A 16,953-nucleotide genomic window follows, 5' to 3' on the forward strand; every position below is an offset into this window, starting at 1 on the left:
ACCCTCTCCCCTCGCTGGGGGATTCCGGCGCGCATTCGCTCGCCTCCTCCCCGCTGCGCGGGGGAGGGGGCCGGATCTTCATCCCTCCTCCGCGCAGCGGGGGAGGGCAGGGAGGGGGTCTCCGACTGCACGGCGACAGTCTCACCGTCTTCGAGATACAGAGAACCATCGGTCACGACGGTCTCGCCGCTCTCCACGCCAGCAACCAGCGCAACGGCAGCGTTCTCGATGAACGCCACTTCCACTTCACGCCGTCGCGCGTGCTTGCCGTCGAGCACGAAGACGCTGGCGCGCCGGCCGTTGCCTTCGACGATGGCGGCGATGGGCACGTACACGCGTTCCGCCGCATGCGCGGTGGCCGGCACGATGTCGAGCTTGGCGACGAGGCCGCTCTTCAGCGGCTGGGTCGTCGCATCGAGCTGCACTTCGATGTTGAACAGGCCGCTGGCCGGATCGGCGGCGCTGGCGATCTCGCTGACCTTGCCGGTCAGCGTCACGCCCGGCAGCGCATCGAGCCGCACGTTCGCCGCATCGTGCGGCTTGATCTGCACGATCTCGCGGTCGGCGAGGCCGGCGCGCACCACGAAACCCTTGTCCTGCGCGCCCAGCACCAGCACCGGATTGCCGGCCGCGACCAGTTCGCGTTCTTCCGCCAGCCGGCGCAGCACCGTGCCATCGCGGGGCGCGACGATCGACGAGTAGCTGGAATTGAACTGCGCCGACTTCAGCGCGGCCTCGCTCACCGCGCTTTGCGTGCGCAGATCCTGCAGCTGTTCCAGGCTGATCACCTGATCGGCGTACAGGCGCTCGCCGCGTTCGACGTCGCGCTGCGCTTTCTCATGGGCCTGGCGAGCCTGCTCGACCTGCGCATTGACTTCCGCCAGTTCGATCTCCGCCAGCTTCTGGCCCTTGCGCACGCGATCGCCCTCGCGCACCGCGAGCTGACGGATGACGCCGCCCATCTTGAACGACAGACGGATCTCGTCCTTGTTGAGCAGCAGCCCGTTGGTGTGGATGGGCGGCGCGGCCGGACCGTTGAATGCGGCGGCCACGCGCACGGGTGTCGCCGTGACGATGGCCTCTTCGGTCTTGCCCTTGCAGCCGGCCAGGCCGAATGCGGCCGTTGCTGCGATCAGCGCCACGCGCACACCGGCTTCTTTTGCCTTCGTCACTGTCATCACCTTCGTCACATCCGTCACTTTCGATTCTCAGATCCCTGGATCGAGCGGCAGATCGCCGCTCGATGTCGCGTACTCGAGATCGGCACGCCGCGCGAGCACGTTGAAACGCGTGAGGTTGAGGTTCAGCTCGGCGCTGGTCAGCGTGCTGCGCGCATCGATGAACTCGACCTGGTTGATCACGCCTTCGTCGCGTTTGCGGCTGGCGATGCGGAAGGCCGCACTGGCCGCTTCGGCGCGCGCCTGCGCCGTGGCGAGCGAATCGCGCGCCGTCGTCAGACGATTGAAGGCCTGCTGGACTTCGAGACGGATCTGCTGGGCGACTTCTTCCTGACGCAGCACCAGTTGCCGCTCGGTCGCGCGGGCCTGCGCCACGCGTGCGTTGTCGCCGCCGCCGTCGAAGAGCTTCCACGTGAACATCAGCGAAGCCGTGCCGAAGTTGTAACCCTCGCCGAAACGGTATTCCTCGCCCTGGGAGCCGGCGTCGACGGCGAAGGCGAGCATCGGCCACTTCTGTTTGCGTGCCAGCGTCACCTGTTCGGTGCTCGCCTGTTTCAGCCGTTCGACCTGCGCGACTTCGGGGCGGCGCTGCAAGGCGTCGGACCAGAGTCGTTCCAGGGCCGAAGGCTGTTGGGCCAGCGTATTCGGCGCGGCGGTCGCGTCGATCGACGTCAGCAGGTCGCGGTTCAGCAGGAAGTTGAACCAGCTCTGCGCCTGCGTCGTCAGGTTCGCCACTTCGCGCTTCTGCTGTTCGACTTCGAGCAGTTCCGCCTTCGCGCGCAGGACCTGGTCTTCGGTGACCTTGCCGTTGTCGAACAGCGACTGATTGACGCGCACGTTCTCGCGCAGCAGCTCTTCGCTGGCAGCGACGATCTCGGTGGAACTGCGCGCCTTGAGCCAGTCGATGTAGGCACCGGTGATGTCGCGGCGCAGGGTGCGTGCGATCGCCATGCGCCGGTAATTGCTCGCGCCGAGCAGCGCACTCTGCGCGCGCACGGCGGCGGAAAGGGTCGGGGCATACAGCGGCTGGCGCAGCAGCAGCCGCGTGTCCTGTTCCTTCTCGCGCAGGAAGGGAATCTCGACATTGGCGAGCTGCGGAAACGGCGCGGGCTGGCCCTGCGCTGCCAGCATGTCGTTCAGCGTCGCGTAGACGGGATTCAGCGCATCGCCGATGGGAAACTCGATGACGCGGCCGCCCTCCGCGCGCGTGTACCGCGCCTGCATCGACAGCTCCGGAAAGAACCGGGCGCGTGCTTCGGCGAGCGCCTGCGTCGCCTTCTCGACCTCGAGGCCTTCCGTCTGCAGTCCCAGATTGGTCCGCAGGCCTTCGGCGACATAGTTCTCGACCGTCGTGTCGAAGTCCGCGACCGGCTGCGACAACGCAGCGAGCGGCATCAGGCACAGGCCGGCAATGATCTGGAGAAACCTCATTCCCTTCGTTCTCGTGTGTAAAAACGGTAGACAGTTGTCAAAAATCGGTCAAAAAAAGAGCTAATCCGCCGGACCCGACAGGGTGCGACGGATCAGGTCGATGGCGTGCTGGGTGAGCTGGGAAACGCTGATGCCCTGGTCGGCGAGCAGGGCGCCCTTGGTGATCGCGATCTGGATCAGTCCGTGCGTGAAGCCCCACAGTACGCGCGAGGTGATGGCGAGATCGCCCAGATCGCCGCGCACCGTGCCATCGCGCTGGCCGATGGCGAGTGCCTCTTCGACGATCTGGTGCACACGCTTGCCGGCTTCGAGCGAGGAGCTTTCCTGCGGACTGCCCTCGCCGGCGTCGGGCGCATGCAGTTCGAGACGTGCGCAGGCATCGAAATAGTGCGGAAATTCATGCCCATACGCCATGTAGGCGCGGCCCAGCGCCTCGACCTTCTCCATGCCCAGGCGGGTGCGGGCGCTGGCTTCCTCGAAGCGCTGGCGCAGCGTTTCCATGGCGCGCGCCGCGATGGCGAAATGCAGGTCGCGCTTGTCCTTGAAGTACACGTACACCAGCGCACGGCTCAGGCGCGCGCGCCGGGCGACGCTGTCCATGGTCACGGCGTCCCAGCCCATCTCCCGGTACAGGGCCTCGGCCGCATCGACGATCTCGGCGCGGCGGCGATCCTTTTCTTCCTGGCGTCTTTCGGCGATGTACGACATGCGCGGCACCCTAGCGAATGCATTGACACAATGTCAATGGATCAATTCATGTCCAGGTGAACAGTCCCAGCTGGCTGGACGAGTGCCCAGGGCCCACACTCGCGCCCACGTCAGTCATCCAGCGACGCATGGGACTACAAAGCGAACAGGAAGCGGAATGGGCTGATCTTCCCGCGATCGTGCGGCGGCTGCCGCTGTTCGAGGGACTCGAGCCCGAACTGCTGGATGGCATCACCGCGCAGATCGAATGGTTCGCGCTGCCGGGCGGCACCACGCTGTTCGAAGCCGGCGACGCGCCGGACGCGCTGTACCTGGTCATCAGCGGCAATCTCGGCGCCTATTCCGCTTCGGCCGAAGGCCATCGCCGCCTGGTCGGCACGATCGCCGCGGGCGAAACCGTCGGCGAGATGGCGCTGATTTCCGGCAAGCCGCGCAACGCCACCGTCATCGCGCTGCGCGACAGCGAACTCGGCCGTCTTTCGCGCGAAGCCTTCGAACAATTGATGCTGTCGCATCCGCAAGGCCTGCTGCGCGTCGCGCAGCTGATGGCGCAGCGGCTCGATGCTTCGCAGAACCAGGTGCGCGGCCGGCGCGCAACGCCGCGAACCTTCGCCGTCGTGCCCAACGACAAGCACGCGCATGCGACCAGCTTCGCCGCGCAGCTTGCCACGCATCTCGAACATGCCGGCCGCACCGAACTGGTCTGGAGCCAGCGCGGCGCCGATCACACGAGCCTGTGGTTCCACACCGTCGAGCGCGCCAACGAATTCGTCGTGTATGTCTGCGATCCCGGTCCGACGAGCTGGAGCAAGCTGTGCCTGCGTCAGGCGGACGTCGTGCTGCTGCTGGCGCAGGCCGACTCGAAACCCGCCGACTGGCCGGCGTTCGCGAATCATCAGGTGCGGCCCGTGGCGCAGCGAACGGAACTGGTGCTGCTGCACAAGGAACGGCTGCTGCCCGGCGTCGCTGCCGCGTGGCTCGATGTCCGCCCGGGCATGCCGTATCACCACGTGCGCGGCACGGCCGACATCGCGCGGCTGGCGCGGCTGCTCACCGGCCGCGGCCTCGGCATCGTGCTCTCGGGCGGCGGCGCGCGCGGCTTCGCGCACATCGGCGTGCTGCGCGCGGTGCGTGAAGCCGGCATCACGATCGATGCGGTCGGCGGTACCAGCATCGGCGCCATCATTGCTGCCGGTTTCGCGCTGGAATGGAGTGCGGAGGAGCTGAACCGGCGCGTCTACGAGTGCTTCGTGCGCACCAATCCCCTCAACGACTACACCCTGCCGCTGGTGTCGCTGGTATCGGGCCGCAAGGTCACGCGACTGCTGAAGCGCGAATTCGCAGATCTGCAGATCGAGGACATTCCGCTGCCGTTCTTCTGCGTGTCCTCGAATCTCAGCACCGGCCAGCTCGCGCTGCACCGACGCGGCGAACTATGGCGCTGGCTGCGCGCGTCGGTCGCGATTCCCGGCGTGCTGCCGCCGGTGGTTCACAAGGGCGAGCTGTTCGTCGACGGCGCCACCATCAACAACCTGCCCGTGGACGTCATGCGCGAAGCGGGACTCGGCCAGGTGATCGGCGTCGATGTCGGTTCCGACCGCGCCTTCGTCACCGACACCGTGGATTCGGACGTGCCGCCGTTCTGGAAGATGCCGCAGTGGTTCCGCGGCCGCAAACAGCCGGTGAACATCCTGCAGATCCTGTGGCGCGCCGGCATGATCAACAGCGCCGGCAATCGTGCGGCACGACACGAGATTTCGGATCTGCTGCTGCAGCCGCCGCTGGAACAGATCGACATGCTGAACTGGCGCGCATTCGAGCGCGCCGTCGATGTCGGCTACCGGCATGCACAGCAGCGGCTCAGCGAATGGCAGCGGGGGTAGGACCGTGGCCGACAATCTGTTCTTGCTGCAGGTCAGGCTTCAGCCTGACTGCGAAAAGGCCGGCTGAAGCCGGCCCCACAGTCAGGGCAGAGCAAAGTCCCCCGAGACGCTATTGCCGCGGCAGAACGAATCGCAGTCCCTGCTGGTTGAGCACCGCGCCTTCCGGCGTGATGCGCTCCACGGTCGGCCCCTCGGTGAGCGTCTGGCCTTCGGTGTACTTGCGCATGTTGATGAAGACGAAGCGCTCCGACGGCGTATTCGAGTAGACGTGGATGTCGAGCCGCATGTCGGGCAGCGACGTGCCGCTCGCGATGAGCGACGACGCGTTCGGCAGGACTTCGGCGCGCGGCTCGGCAGCCGGGCGCGCTGCAAGCGGTGCAACCGCAGGCGGTTCGATCGGACGAGCGGCGGCGGCAGCCGGCGGGTGTTCGTCGAAACCGGAGTCGTCCACGAAGTCGCTGCCTTCGTAGCTCTCTGCGGAAGCACCGGCCTCTTCCGCGAGCGAACGGACCGACGGATCGATGCTCGGCCGGCTCGCCGGCGGCGTGCGCGTGTAGGGAACCGGTGACGCGGCCGGGGCTGTCGTCACCGCCGCAGCGACGGGCGCAGCCGCTGCCGGCGCCTTGTCATCGCGCAGCAGCACGAAGAGCAGGATCGCGAGATTGCCGACCAGCAATCCGGCGACGGCCACGGCCCACCACGGACGCTCGCTCTGCGGCGCGCGTGCGGGCGCATCGGCGAGCGAGGGTCCGATGGTGCGCTGACGTTCGTTCTCGGATTTCTTCAGCGCATCGAGAATGAAGCTCATGCGTCAGCCTCCCGCCTGCGCCAGCAGCAGCGGACCGCCCACCTTGTTGCTGAGCGTGTCGAGCACGATCTGCGTCTGTACGCCGGCGATGCCGTCGACGTTCAGACGATGCCGACGCTGGAAATCCTCCACCATCTTCACGAGCTCCTGATCGTAAACGTCGCTGGCGGACCGGTCCGGCTGGCCCTGCAGCGAATTGAGGCTGCGCCGCAGCCAGCGAACGCCGTCGCCGCGCATGCCGGCCGACAGCGCGCGCGGCGACGTGGCCACCTGCGGCCGCCACAGCACGAGGTAGTCGCCGTACCAGAGTCGCGAGATCGAGGCGATCGAGACTTCGGGCTGCGAGTTGGCGAGCGCGATGAGTGCGTTGTCGGTGTCGTTCAGTCCGGTCACCGTGACCTGGTGCGCGCTGCCGTTGTCGTCGATCAGCGTGAGGATGGCCGGGCGGTTCAGCGTGCGCAGCTGACCCCACGAGCCCTGCTGGTAGACGCATTCGAGACCCTGCTGCAGCGCCTGATCGCAGGGCCTCGCGCCGAGCGGATCGTACTTCGCGCCCCAGGCGGCGAACATCTGCGAGAAGGCGCCTTCGGTATTGGTTTCGCTGGCGTGATCGCGCAGCACGTCGGCGATATCGCGCGCTTCGGGCGGCGCGGGCGGCGGAACGATTGCCGGCGTCGGTGCTGGCTGCGCTGCCGGCGGCGGCGAAGCCAGGGCGACGGCTGCCGGTTCGTGCGTCTGCTTCTTCATCAGCAGCCACAGGCCGATGCCCATGACTGCGAGCGCCGCGGCGATCGATGCGCCTGCCGCGGCCTTCATCCACGGCGGACTGAACGGCCGGCCATAGACTTCGCCGGCCGCGGCACGCACCAGCGACGGACCGACGCGATGCGATTCCTGCGTGAAGGCGCCGAGCAGGGCGCGGTCGCAGATGACATTGATGATGCGCGGAATGCCATTGCTGAGGCGATGGATTTCACGCAATGCGGCGCCGGTGAAGATCTCGCCGTTGGCACCCGCGACGCGCAGGCGATGGTTCACGTACAGCGCAGTTTCGTGCTTCGACAGCGGATCGAGGTGATAGCGGCCGGTGATGCGCTGCGCGAGCTGACGCAGCTCGACGCGATCGAGCACTTCGCGCAGTTCGGGCTGGCCGATCAGGATGATCTGCAGCAGCTTGTGCGAGGCCGTTTCGAGATTGGTCAGCAGGCGCACCTGCTCCAGCGTCTCGGGCGAAAGATTCTGTGCCTCGTCGACGATCACCACGACGCGACGGCCCTTGGCGTGCGCGTCGAGCAGGCGCCGATTCAGCGTGTCGATCAGATCCTTGAGGCTGGTCGTGTCCTCGTCGCGCAGGAAGAGGCCGAGTTCCTCGCAGATCGTCACGACGAACTGCAGCGGCGACAGCTGCGGATTGAGGATCACCGCGACGTCGGCGTGACCGGGCATGCGTTCGAGCAGCGAACGCACCACGGTGGTCTTGCCCGTGCCCACTTCGCCGGTGAGCTGGATGAAGCCGCCGGCCTCGGTGATGCCGTACAGCAGGTGTGCGAGCGCCTCGGCGTGCCGCGCACTCATGAAGAGGTAACGCGGATCCGGCGTGATGGCGAACGGCTTTTCGGTCAGGCCAAAAAAGCTCGCGTACATAGGGACTTAGGGGGACGGTCGAACCGCGGCTCGGGGACGGGATAATGCCATCGCCGCTACGCGCGGCGAAAGCTTTGCGGCCACGCGGTGGCGCTGCTGTGTCGTTGGCGATGCGGACGCTCCTGTCGCGCCGTCATCTCATTCGTGACGGGACTCGCCTTGCTCGCCCCGGAGGGGACCGATACGCTTGCGCGCCGATTTCGTCCCCGCTTCCGCGCGTGTTTTTCCGTCCTCACTCAAGGCTGTAGCGTCATTCCTCACATGCAGGCACTGTCATTTCGCGGTCTGACCAAGACCTACAAGAACGGGGTTCAGGCGCTCAAGGGCATCGACCTCGACGTGGAAGAGGGCGACTTCTTCGCGCTGCTCGGACCGAACGGCGCTGGCAAGACCACCGCGATCGGGATCGTGACCTCGCTGGTGAACAAGAGCGGCGGCACGGTCGAGGTGTTCGGGCACGACATCGACCGGGAACTGGCGGCGGCCAAGTCCTGCATCGGCCTCGTGCCGCAGGAAATGAACTTCAACCAGTTCGAGACGGTGACGACCATCCTGATCAACCAGGCCGGTTTCTACGGCATTCCGCGTCATACCGCGCGCGAGCGTCTGGAGAAGAACCTCAACGCCCTGCAGCTCTGGGACAAGCGCAACGCGGTCGCGCGCAGCCTGTCGGGCGGCATGAAGCGCCGGCTGATGATCGCCCGCGCGCTGATGCACGAACCGCGGCTACTGATCCTGGACGAGCCCACGGCCGGCGTGGACATTGAAGTGCGGCGCACGATGTGGACGTTCATGCGCGACATCAACGCCGCCGGCACGACCATCATCCTCACCACGCACTATCTCGAAGAGGCGGAGAACCTCTGCCGGCACGTCGCCATCATCGACAAGGGCCGCATCATCGAGAACGATCGCATGAGCCGCGTGCTGCGCAAGCTGCAGACCGAAGTGTTCGTCTTCAATCTGCGCAATCCGATCGCGGCCGCGCCGGCGCTGCCCGGTTACACCGTGACGATGCCGGACGATCACACGCTGGAGATCGAAGTCTCCAAGGACCAGAACCTCAACGACATCTTTTCGCGCCTGAGTGGCGTCGGCATCGAAGTGCTGTCGATGCGCAACAAGTCGAACCGGCTGGAGGAACTGTTCATGCGGCTGGTCGACAAGGGCAGCGAGCAGGCGGCGGCCCACGTTTGACCCGGCCAGGGCTGACATCCATGACACAGACAACGCAAGCGACCGCCATGAGCACACCTGCCGAACCCAACCTGGCGCACACGAATCTCGTCGGCTTCAACACCATCGTCATCCGCGAGTTCAGCCGCATCGTCCGCATCTGGAGCCAGACCGTCGTTCCGCCGGCGATCACCGCGACGCTCTACTTCGTCATCTTCGGCAGCCTGATCGGCCGTCGTCTCGGCGACATGGGCGGCTACACGTACATCCAGTACATCGCGCCCGGCCTCATCATGATGCAGGTGATCACGAACTCGTACGGCAACGTGGTCTCGTCGTTCTTCGGCGCCAAGTTCGGCAAGCACATCGAAGAACTGCTGGTCTCGCCGCTACCGAACTGGCTGATCGTCGCCGGCTACGTGGTCGGCGGCGTCAGTCGCGGCCTGGTGGTCGGCGGCGTAGTGACCGTCATCACCCTCATCTTCACGCACCTGCACGTGCACGACATGCTGGTCGTGATGTCCGCCGTACTGCTGAGTTCGATCGTGTTCTCGCTGCTCGGCATGATCAACGCGATCTTCGCCAAGAACTTCGATCAGATCACCTTCATCCCGACCTTCGTGCTGACGCCGCTGACCTACCTGGGCGGCGTGTTCTACACGATCGAGATGCTGCCGCAGTGGGCGCAGCATGTCTCGCACGCGAATCCGATCCTGTACATGGTGAACGCCTTCCGCTTCGGCTTCATCGGGGTGTCGGACGTGAACGTGGGATTCGCCTACGCCATCATGATCGGCGCCGTCGTCGTGCTGTATGTCGCCTGCGTGTGGCTACTGCAGCGGGGCGTGGGGACGAGGGAGTAGGCGGTGTCAGACCGGCGGGTGCTCTGCTAGGCTCGGCCTGCGATGAACGTAGTCAACGCAACAACCCCGGCCTGTCTTGCAGCCCAGCAGGCAGGGTTCGATCTCAGCCTCATGGAGGAGAGTCTGCGGTGCTCCTACGAACAGCGCGCCCTGCAGCATCAGGCTGCACTGCAACTGGCTCTGGAACTGGAAGCGGTCGGCAAGCAACTCCGTGAACGAGCTGAATCGCCTTCTGCAGATTCTCTGCGACGCTGACATTCCATTCGTCATCGTCGGAGGCTTTGCGGGGATGCTGTACGGCTCCTCGCTGGTCACGTGCGCCATCGATCTTTGCGCCGTGTTGACCGATGAGAACGTGGCGAAGCTGCGAACGGCGCTGCACGATCTGAAGCCGGTCCATCGGCTTACGCCGCAGCGTCTGTCATTCCTCGACAACCCCGAGCCCGGTGTGTCGGTCCGCAACCTGTACCTTCAGACGGACGTCGGACCCGTCGATCTGCTGACGTCCATCACGGGTGTCGGTGGCTTCGAGCGGGTCAATGCAAAGGCAATCGAGATCGTGCTGTTCGGTCGCCGCATCCGCGTGATCGGTCTCGATGATCTGATCGCAGCCAAGGAAGCCCTGGGCCGGGAAAAGGATCTGCTGGCGGCCAAGGAACTCAGGGCGATTCGCGAAGCTCAGCACGATGGGGAAAGCGGCTAGCGGCTACCCGCTCGCCGCCAACCGCTTCTTACGGCAGCTCCGTCGTCCCCATCAGATACCGGTCGCACTCGCGCGCTGCGCCGCGACCTTCGTTGATCGCCCACACCACCAGGCTCTGGCCGCGGCGGCAGTCGCCGGCGGCGAAGACGCCCTTGAGGTTGGTGTTGTACTTGCCGTGCTCGGCCTTGATGTTGCTGCGCGGATCGGCTTCGAGCGCGAGATCCTTGAGCAGCATCTGCTCGGGGCCGAGGAAGCCCATGGCGAGCAGCACGAGCTGGGCCGGATAGGACTTCTCCGAACCCGGTACTTCGACCGGCACGAACTGGCCCTTGTCGTTCTTCGACCAGGTGATCTGTACGGTCACGACTTCGCTGACGTTGCCCTGGGCATCGGCACCGAAGCGCTTCACGGTGGTGAGATAGGCGCGCGGATCGGCACCGAACTTCGCCGCGGCTTCTTCCTGGCCGTAATCCATCTTGTAGACCTTGGGCCACTCCGGCCAGGGATTGTCGGCCGCGCGATCCATCGGCGGCTTCGCCATGATTTCCAGCTGCGTGATGCTCCTGCAGCCGTGACGCACGGCCGTGCCGACGCAGTCGGTGCCGGTGTCGCCGCCGCCGATGACGATCACGTCCTTGTCGCGCGCGTGGATCGGGCATTGATCCGGACCGCCGTCGAGCAGCGATTGCGTGCTCTTGGTCAGGTACTCCATCGCGAAATGAATGCCCTTGAGATCGCGGCCTTCGACCGGCAGATCGCGCGGCTGGGTGGCGCCGGTGCAGATCACGATGGCATCGAAGTCCTTGAGCAGCAGCTGGGCTTCGACGTTCTCGCCAACGTTGGCGTTGCAGATGAACTTCACGCCTTCCTGTTCCATGAGCTGCAGGCGGCGTTCGACCACTTCACGCTTGTCGAGCTTCATGTTCGGAATGCCGTACATGAGCAGGCCGCCGGGGCGATCGGCGCGCTCGAGCACCGTCACCGTGTGGCCGGCGCGATTCAACTGCGCTGCGGCCGAGAGGCCGGCGGGGCCAGAACCGATGACGGCGACTTTCTTGCCGGTGCGGTTCTTCGGCGGCTCGGGCAGCACCCAGCCTTCTTCCCAGCCCTTGTCGATGATCGCCGCTTCGATGGTCTTGATCGTGACCGGCGGATTGTTCATGCCGAGCACGCACGAGCCTTCGCACGGCGCGGGACAGACGCGGCCGGTGAACTCGGGGAAGTTGTTGGTCATGTGCAGGCGATCGAGCGCCTCGTGCCACAGCCCGCGATAGATCAGGTCATTCCATTCCGGGATCACGTTGTTGATCGGGCAGCCGGAGGCCATGCCGCTGACCAGCTTGCCCGTGTGACAGAAGGGAACGCCGCAGTCCATGCAGCGCGCCGCCTGGTTGCGCAGGCGTTTCTCTTCCATGTGGTGATGGAATTCTTTCCAGTCGCGGACGCGTTCCTGCGGCGTGCGATCGACGGGCAGTTCCCGCAGGTACTCGATGAATCCGGTCGGCTTTCCCATGTTTCAGTCTTCGATTCGTAGTCGTTCAGTAGCAGCGGCCCCCTCCCTGACCCTCCCCCGCGAGCGGAGGAGGGAACCGGAGGTCAGTTGCCGCCGACGCGTGCCAGGTCGCGGGCGTTCTCTTCGAACGCTTCCATGATCGCGTCGTCGCCGGTGAGGCCCTGTTCGTGGGCACGGGCGATACAGGCGAGCATGCGCTTGTAGTCGCGCGGCATCACGCGCACGAACTGCTTCACCGATTTGTCCCACGCATCCAGCACCTGCTGGGCGCGGGCGCTGCCCGTGTAGTGCAGGTGGCGTTCGATCATGGCTTTCACGGCGGCGATTTCTTCGGGTTCGTCGAGTCCGCCAATCTCGACCATGTCGGCATTGATGTTGACGCGCGCGTCGCCGCGCTCGTCGAAGATGTAGGCCACGCCGCCCGACATGCCGGCACCGAAGTTGCGGCCGACGCCGCCCAGCACGATGACGCGTCCGCCGGTCATGTATTCGCAGCCGTGATCGCCCACGGCTTCGACGATGGCATGCACGCCGCTGTTGCGGACGCAGAAGCGTTCGCCCGCCATGCCGGCCAGGTACACCTCGCCGCTGGTGGCGCCGTACAGCGCGACGTTGCCGACGATGATGTTTTCCCAGGTCCTGAACGTGGACTGCTTCGACGGATACACGATGAGCTTGCCGCCCGAGAGACCCTTGCCGACGTAGTCGTTGGCATCGCCTTCGAGACGCAGCGTCATGCCGCGCGGCACGAACGCGCCGAAGCTCTGGCCGGCCGAACCGGTGAGATTCACCTGGATCGTGTCTTCCGGCAGACCGGCGGCGCCGTACTTGCGGGTGACTTCGCTGCCCGTGATCGTGCCGAACACGCGATTGATGTTGCGGATGGTCAGGTTGGCCGTGACCTTCTCGCCGCGCTCGATCGCGGGCTTGCACAGGTCGAGCAGCTGCGTCAGGTCGAGCGACTTCTCTATGCCGTGATCCTGCTCGATCTGCTTGAAGCGGCCGATGTCGTTGCCGGCATCGGGCTGGTACAGCAGGTTGCTGAAGTCCAGGCCCTTCGCCTTCCAGTGCGCGATGGCCTTGCGGGCTTCGAGCTTGTCGACGCGGCCGATCATTTCCTCGATGGTGCGGAAGCCGAGCTGCGCCATCAGTTCGCGCATTTCCATGGCGATGAAGCGCATGAAATTCACGGCATGTTCGGGCTTGCCCATGTAGCGCTCGCGCAGGCGCGGATCCTGCGTCGCCACGCCCACCGGGCAGGTGTTGAGATGACACACGCGCATCATGATGCAGCCCGTCGCGACCAGCGGCGCCGTGGCGAAGCCGAACTCTTCGGCGCCCAGCAGCGCGGCGATGATCACGTCACGGCCGGTCTTGAGCTGGCCGTCGGTTTCCACCGCGACGCGCGAACGCAGGTTGTTCATGACGAGCGTCTGGTGGGTTTCGGCGAGGCCGAGTTCCCACGGCAGGCCGGCATGCATGATGGAGGTCTGCGGCGACGCGCCAGTGCCGCCGTCATAGCCGCTCACCAGCACGACATCCGCATGCGCCTTCGCGACGCCCGCGGCGACCGTGCCGACGCCGACTTCCGCCACCAGCTTGACGCTGATGCGGGCGCGGCGATTCGCGTTCTTGAGATCGTGGATCAGCTCGGCCAGATCTTCGATCGAATAGATGTCGTGATGCGGCGGCGGCGAAATCAGGCCGACGCCCGCCGTCGTATGACGCGTCTTGGCGATCGGCGGATACACCTTGCCGCCGGGGAGCTGGCCGCCTTCGCCGGGCTTTGCGCCCTGCGCCATCTTGATCTGGATTTCGCGCGCATTGACCAGGTATTCGCTGGTGACGCCGAAGCGGCCCGAAGCCACCTGCTTGATGGCCGAGTTCTTCGAGTCGCCGTTCGGCAGCGTCTTGAAGCGTTCGGGATCTTCGCCGCCTTCGCCGGTGTTGCTGCGACCGCCGATGCGGTTCATCGCAATCGCCAGCGTTTCGTGCGCTTCCTTGCTGATCGAACCGTACGACATCGCGCCGGTCTTGAAGCGCTTCATGATGCTTTCGATCGGTTCGACTTCGTCGAGCGGCACGGACTCGCCGTTCTTGAATTCCAGCAGACCACGCAGCGTCGCGATGTTCGTCGACGCGTCGTTCACCAGCTTCGAGTATTCCTTGAACATGGCGAAGTTGTCGGTGCGCACGCTCTTCTGCAGGCGATGGATCGTTTCCGGATTGAACAGGTGATATTCGCCGTCCGAGCGCCACTGGTACTGGCCGCCGACCGGCAGCGTGTGACCGTCGACGCGGCGTTCCGGGAACGCGGCCTTGTGGCGCACCAGCACTTCCTGCGCGATCACGTCCATGCCGATGCCGCCGATGCGCGAGGCCGTCCAGGTGAAGTATTCGTCGATCACGTCCTGACGCAGGCCGACCGCCTCGAACACCTGGGCGCCGCGATAGCTCTGGATCGCGGAGATGCCCATCTTCGCCATGACCTTGATGACGCCCTTGGTCGCGGCCTTCACCAGGTTCTGGCAGGCCTTCTTGTGATCGATGTTGACCAGGCGCTCGTCGCGGATCATGCCGTCGATGGTTTCGAAGGCGACGTATGGGTTGATGGCGCTCGCGCCGTAACCGATCAGCAGCGAGAAGTGATGCACCTCGCGCGCTTCGCCGGTTTCGATCACGAGGCTGACGCGGGTGCGCAGGCCTTCGCGGATCAGGTAGTGATGCAGGCCGGCGATGGCGAGCAGCGCCGGGATCGGCGCGAACTCGCGATTCACGCCGCGGTCGCTGAGGATGAGGACGTTCACCTCTTCCTCTTCGATCATGCGCCGCGCCATCAGGCGGATCTCTTCCATCGACTTGACCAGGCCTTTCTCGCCGCGCGTGACGCGGAACAGGCTCGGCAGCACGCCGACCTTCAGACCCGGCAGATCCATGCGGCGCAGCTTGGCGAACTCTTCGTTCGTCAGGATCGGCCACTTCAGTTCGAGACGGCGACAATCGGCCGGCTGCGGATTGAGCAGGTTGCCTTCGGAGCCGAGACGGGTTTCGGCCGAGGTGATGATCTCTTCGCGGATGCAGTCGATCGGCGGATTCGTGACCTGCGCGAACAGCTGTTTGAAATAGTCATAGAGCAGGCGCGGCTTGTTCGACAGCACGGCGAGCGGCGTGTCGTTGCCCATCGAACCCACGGCTTCGACGCCGTTCTGCGCCATCGGCGCGAGCAGCATGCGCTCGTCTTCGAACGTATAGCCGAACGCGATCTGACGCTGCAGCAGCGTGTCGTGATCCGGCTGCGGCACTTCGGGCGCCTGCGGCAGATCGTTCAGATGGATCTGATGATCGGTCAGCCACTCGCGATACGGACGTTCGGTGGCGATGGCCTTCTTGATCTCTTCGTCCGGAACGATGCGGCCCTGCGCGGTATCGACCAGGAACATCTTGCCCGGCTGCAGGCGGCCCTTCTGCACGACGTTCGCCGGATCGATTTCCAGCACGCCGGCTTCCGACGCCATGATGACCACGTCATCCTTCGTGACGTAGTAACGCGAAGGACGCAGGCCGTTGCGATCGAGCAGCGCGCCCATCTGCGTGCCGTCGGTGAAACAGATCGAGGCCGGGCCGTCCCACGGCTCCATCAGCGAGGCGTGGTACTGGTAGAAGGCGCGCTTGGCGTCGTTCATGGTCTGATGGTTCGACCACGGTTCGGGAATCATCATCATCATCGCGTGCGGCAGCGAGCGGCCGGCGAGCACCAGCAGTTCGAGCGTGTTGTCGAACATCGCCGAGTCGGAGCCGTTGGGATTGATGATCGGCAGGATCTTGCCGATGTCGTCGCCGAAGGCTTCCGACTGGAACAGCGCTTCGCGCGCGTGCATCCAGTTGGCATTGCCGCGCACCGTGTTGATCTCGCCGTTGTGCGCGATGTAGCGGTACGGATGTGCGCGGTCCCAGCTCGGGAAGGTGTTGGTGCTGAAGCGCGAGTGCACCAGCGCCAGCGCCGTCTCCATGCTCGGATCGCCCAGATCCGGGAAGTACTGCGCCAGCTGCGCGGTCAGCAGCATGCCTTTGTAGACGAGTGTCTTGTGCGACAGGCTCGCCACGTACCAGGACGCGGAGCCTTCCATCGTGGAGGCGCGGATCTCGCTGTAGGCGCGCTTGCGGATGATGTAGAGCTTGCGCTCGAAGGCCAGTTCATCCGGGAGTTCGGCATTCCGGCCGATGAACACCTGCCGCATGAGCGGTTCGCAGGACTTGGCCGTCTCGCCCAGCATCGAGTTGTTGGTCGGCACCGTGCGCCAGCCGAGTACATGCTGGCCTTCCGACTGCACGATCTGTTCGAACTTTTCCTCGATGCGGCGTCGCAGGGTCGCGTTCTTGGGCAAGAAGACGATGCCGCAGCCGTACGAGCCGAACTCGGGCAGGTCGATACGAGCCTTCTTCGCCGCTTCCTTGAGGAACCTGTGCGGCATCTGCATGAGCACGCCCGCACCGTCGCCGGTGTTCACCTCGGCGCCGCATGCACCACGATGGTCCAGGTTGGTGAGGATCTGCAGGCCGTCCTGCAGGATCTTGTGCGATTTGCGGCCCTTGATATCCACGATGAAGCCGACGCCGCAGGCGTCATGTTCATAGGCCGGGTCGTAGAGACCCTGCTTGCCGGGCCGGACGGTCCGCAAGGGACCCGCCGCTTCGTGGTGCTCAGTGCTCATATGGGTACCGCTCGAAATCGTATTCATCGACGAAATTCTGTGCAGAATCCGCGCTTTTCGCGGCTTCTTCGGGCAGGAACCGGCGCGCGGTCATGGATGGGACCGTGAGCAACGGGCATTCCTGCCGGTATCAGTTCGCTTCAGCCCGAATCCCCGGGATTCCCATTGCGCGAGGCGTTCGCGCAAATCGCCGTCCCGTCTGGATGCACAACGCGGGCCGGGCCATGAGCCAACCTTCCCCGCGGGCGAGGCTCGGCGGCGCTTACCGACAACGGTCGATGAGCTCAAGCAACTGATTCAATTGGGGAGATTCAGGCGGCAGACCATCTCGCAC

12 protein-coding genes are annotated in these 16,953 nt (G+C 65.2%); 5 read left to right on the forward strand and 7 right to left on the reverse strand.

Annotated elements, in window-relative coordinates:
• From V7D81_RS11410 to V7D81_RS11420, 3 genes are all read right to left on the reverse strand, one after another.
• Nucleotides 1-1,172: efflux RND transporter periplasmic adaptor subunit (locus tag V7D81_RS11410; protein ID WP_324316644.1), on the reverse strand; the 1,172-nt coding region annotated here is incomplete at its 3' end.
• A gap of 36 nt (nt 1,173-1,208) precedes the next feature.
• Complete coding sequence (locus tag V7D81_RS11415) at nt 1,209-2,609, reverse strand: TolC family protein (RefSeq protein ID WP_324316645.1); 1,401 nt, start codon at nt 2,607-2,609, stop codon at nt 1,209-1,211.
• Nucleotides 2,610-2,669: 60 nt separating this feature from the next.
• Entirely contained in the window at nt 2,670-3,317 is a 648-nt protein-coding gene (locus tag V7D81_RS11420; protein WP_324316646.1) for a TetR/AcrR family transcriptional regulator, read from the reverse strand.
• Nucleotides 3,318-3,445: 128 nt separating this feature from the next.
• Here V7D81_RS11420 and V7D81_RS11425 point away from each other — a divergent pair, with 128 nt between their 5' ends.
• Nucleotides 3,446-5,200, forward strand: a complete 1,755-nt coding sequence (locus tag V7D81_RS11425; RefSeq protein WP_324316647.1) for a patatin-like phospholipase family protein — start codon at nt 3,446-3,448, stop codon at nt 5,198-5,200.
• Nucleotides 5,201-5,309: 109 nt separating this feature from the next.
• Here the strand turns inward: V7D81_RS11425 and V7D81_RS11430 are convergent, their stop codons facing one another.
• On the reverse strand, nt 5,310-6,008 hold the full coding sequence (locus V7D81_RS11430; protein WP_324316648.1) for a general secretion pathway protein GspB: 699 nt from the start codon (nt 6,006-6,008) through the stop codon (nt 5,310-5,312).
• A gap of 3 nt (nt 6,009-6,011) precedes the next feature.
• Complete coding sequence (locus tag V7D81_RS11435; protein ID WP_324316649.1) at nt 6,012-7,652, reverse strand: AAA family ATPase; 1,641 nt, start codon at nt 7,650-7,652, stop codon at nt 6,012-6,014.
• 261 nt (nt 7,653-7,913) lie between these two features.
• Here V7D81_RS11435 and V7D81_RS11440 point away from each other — a divergent pair, with 261 nt between their 5' ends.
• The 4 genes from V7D81_RS11440 to V7D81_RS11455 are packed head-to-tail and all read left to right on the forward strand — an operon-like array spanning nt 7,914 to nt 10,394.
• Nucleotides 7,914-8,849, forward strand: coding sequence for an ABC transporter ATP-binding protein (locus tag V7D81_RS11440; protein ID WP_324316650.1), 936 nt, complete (start codon nt 7,914-7,916; stop codon nt 8,847-8,849).
• A gap of 47 nt (nt 8,850-8,896) precedes the next feature.
• Nucleotides 8,897-9,691 carry an ABC transporter permease gene (locus V7D81_RS11445; RefSeq protein ID WP_324316651.1) on the forward strand — a complete coding sequence of 265 codons (795 nt, stop codon included), beginning with the start codon at nt 8,897-8,899 and terminating at the stop codon, nt 9,689-9,691.
• Between the two features lie 42 nt (nt 9,692-9,733).
• On the forward strand, nt 9,734-9,946 hold the full coding sequence (locus V7D81_RS11450; protein WP_324316652.1) for a hypothetical protein: 213 nt from the start codon (nt 9,734-9,736) through the stop codon (nt 9,944-9,946).
• A complete protein-coding gene (locus V7D81_RS11455; protein WP_324316653.1) occupies nt 9,903-10,394 on the forward strand; it encodes a hypothetical protein in 492 nt (163 codons plus the stop codon). The genes V7D81_RS11450 and V7D81_RS11455 overlap by 44 nt, the downstream gene beginning before the upstream one ends.
• Nucleotides 10,395-10,422: 28 nt before the next feature.
• On the opposite strand, the gene V7D81_RS11460 is transcribed toward V7D81_RS11455, so the two are convergent.
• A complete protein-coding gene (locus tag V7D81_RS11460; RefSeq protein ID WP_324316654.1) occupies nt 10,423-11,907 on the reverse strand; it encodes a glutamate synthase subunit beta in 1,485 nt (494 codons plus the stop codon).
• 83 nt (nt 11,908-11,990) lie between these two features.
• Nucleotides 11,991-16,619 carry a glutamate synthase large subunit gene (gltB, locus tag V7D81_RS11465; RefSeq protein WP_324316655.1) on the reverse strand — a complete coding sequence of 1,543 codons (4,629 nt, stop codon included), beginning with the start codon at nt 16,617-16,619 and terminating at the stop codon, nt 11,991-11,993.
• Nucleotides 16,620-16,953: the final 334 nt, after the last annotated feature.

The organism is Povalibacter sp., assembly GCF_036735925.1.
Lineage (GTDB): Bacteria > Pseudomonadota > Gammaproteobacteria > Steroidobacterales > Steroidobacteraceae > Steroidobacter.

Excerpts from the sequence above, each read along its gene's own strand:
- V7D81_RS11415 (WP_324316645.1), bottom strand. The coding sequence starts at position 2,609 with ATGAGGTTTCTCCAGATCATTGCCGGCCTGTGCCTGATGCCGCTCGCT.
- V7D81_RS11420 (WP_324316646.1), bottom strand. The coding sequence starts at position 3,317 with ATGTCGTACATCGCCGAAAGACGCCAGGAAGAAAAGGATCGCCGCCGC.
- V7D81_RS11425 (WP_324316647.1), top strand. The coding sequence starts at position 3,446 with ATGGGACTACAAAGCGAACAGGAAGCGGAATGGGCTGATCTTCCCGCG.
- V7D81_RS11430 (WP_324316648.1), bottom strand. The coding sequence starts at position 6,008 with ATGAGCTTCATTCTCGATGCGCTGAAGAAATCCGAGAACGAACGTCAG.
- V7D81_RS11435 (WP_324316649.1), bottom strand. The coding sequence starts at position 7,652 with ATGTACGCGAGCTTTTTTGGCCTGACCGAAAAGCCGTTCGCCATCACG.
- V7D81_RS11440 (WP_324316650.1), top strand. The coding sequence starts at position 7,914 with ATGCAGGCACTGTCATTTCGCGGTCTGACCAAGACCTACAAGAACGGG.
- V7D81_RS11445 (WP_324316651.1), top strand. The coding sequence starts at position 8,897 with ATGAGCACACCTGCCGAACCCAACCTGGCGCACACGAATCTCGTCGGC.
- V7D81_RS11450 (WP_324316652.1), top strand. The coding sequence starts at position 9,734 with ATGAACGTAGTCAACGCAACAACCCCGGCCTGTCTTGCAGCCCAGCAG.
- V7D81_RS11460 (WP_324316654.1), bottom strand. The coding sequence starts at position 11,907 with ATGGGAAAGCCGACCGGATTCATCGAGTACCTGCGGGAACTGCCCGTC.
- gltB (WP_324316655.1), bottom strand. The coding sequence starts at position 16,619 with ATGAGCACTGAGCACCACGAAGCGGCGGGTCCCTTGCGGACCGTCCGG.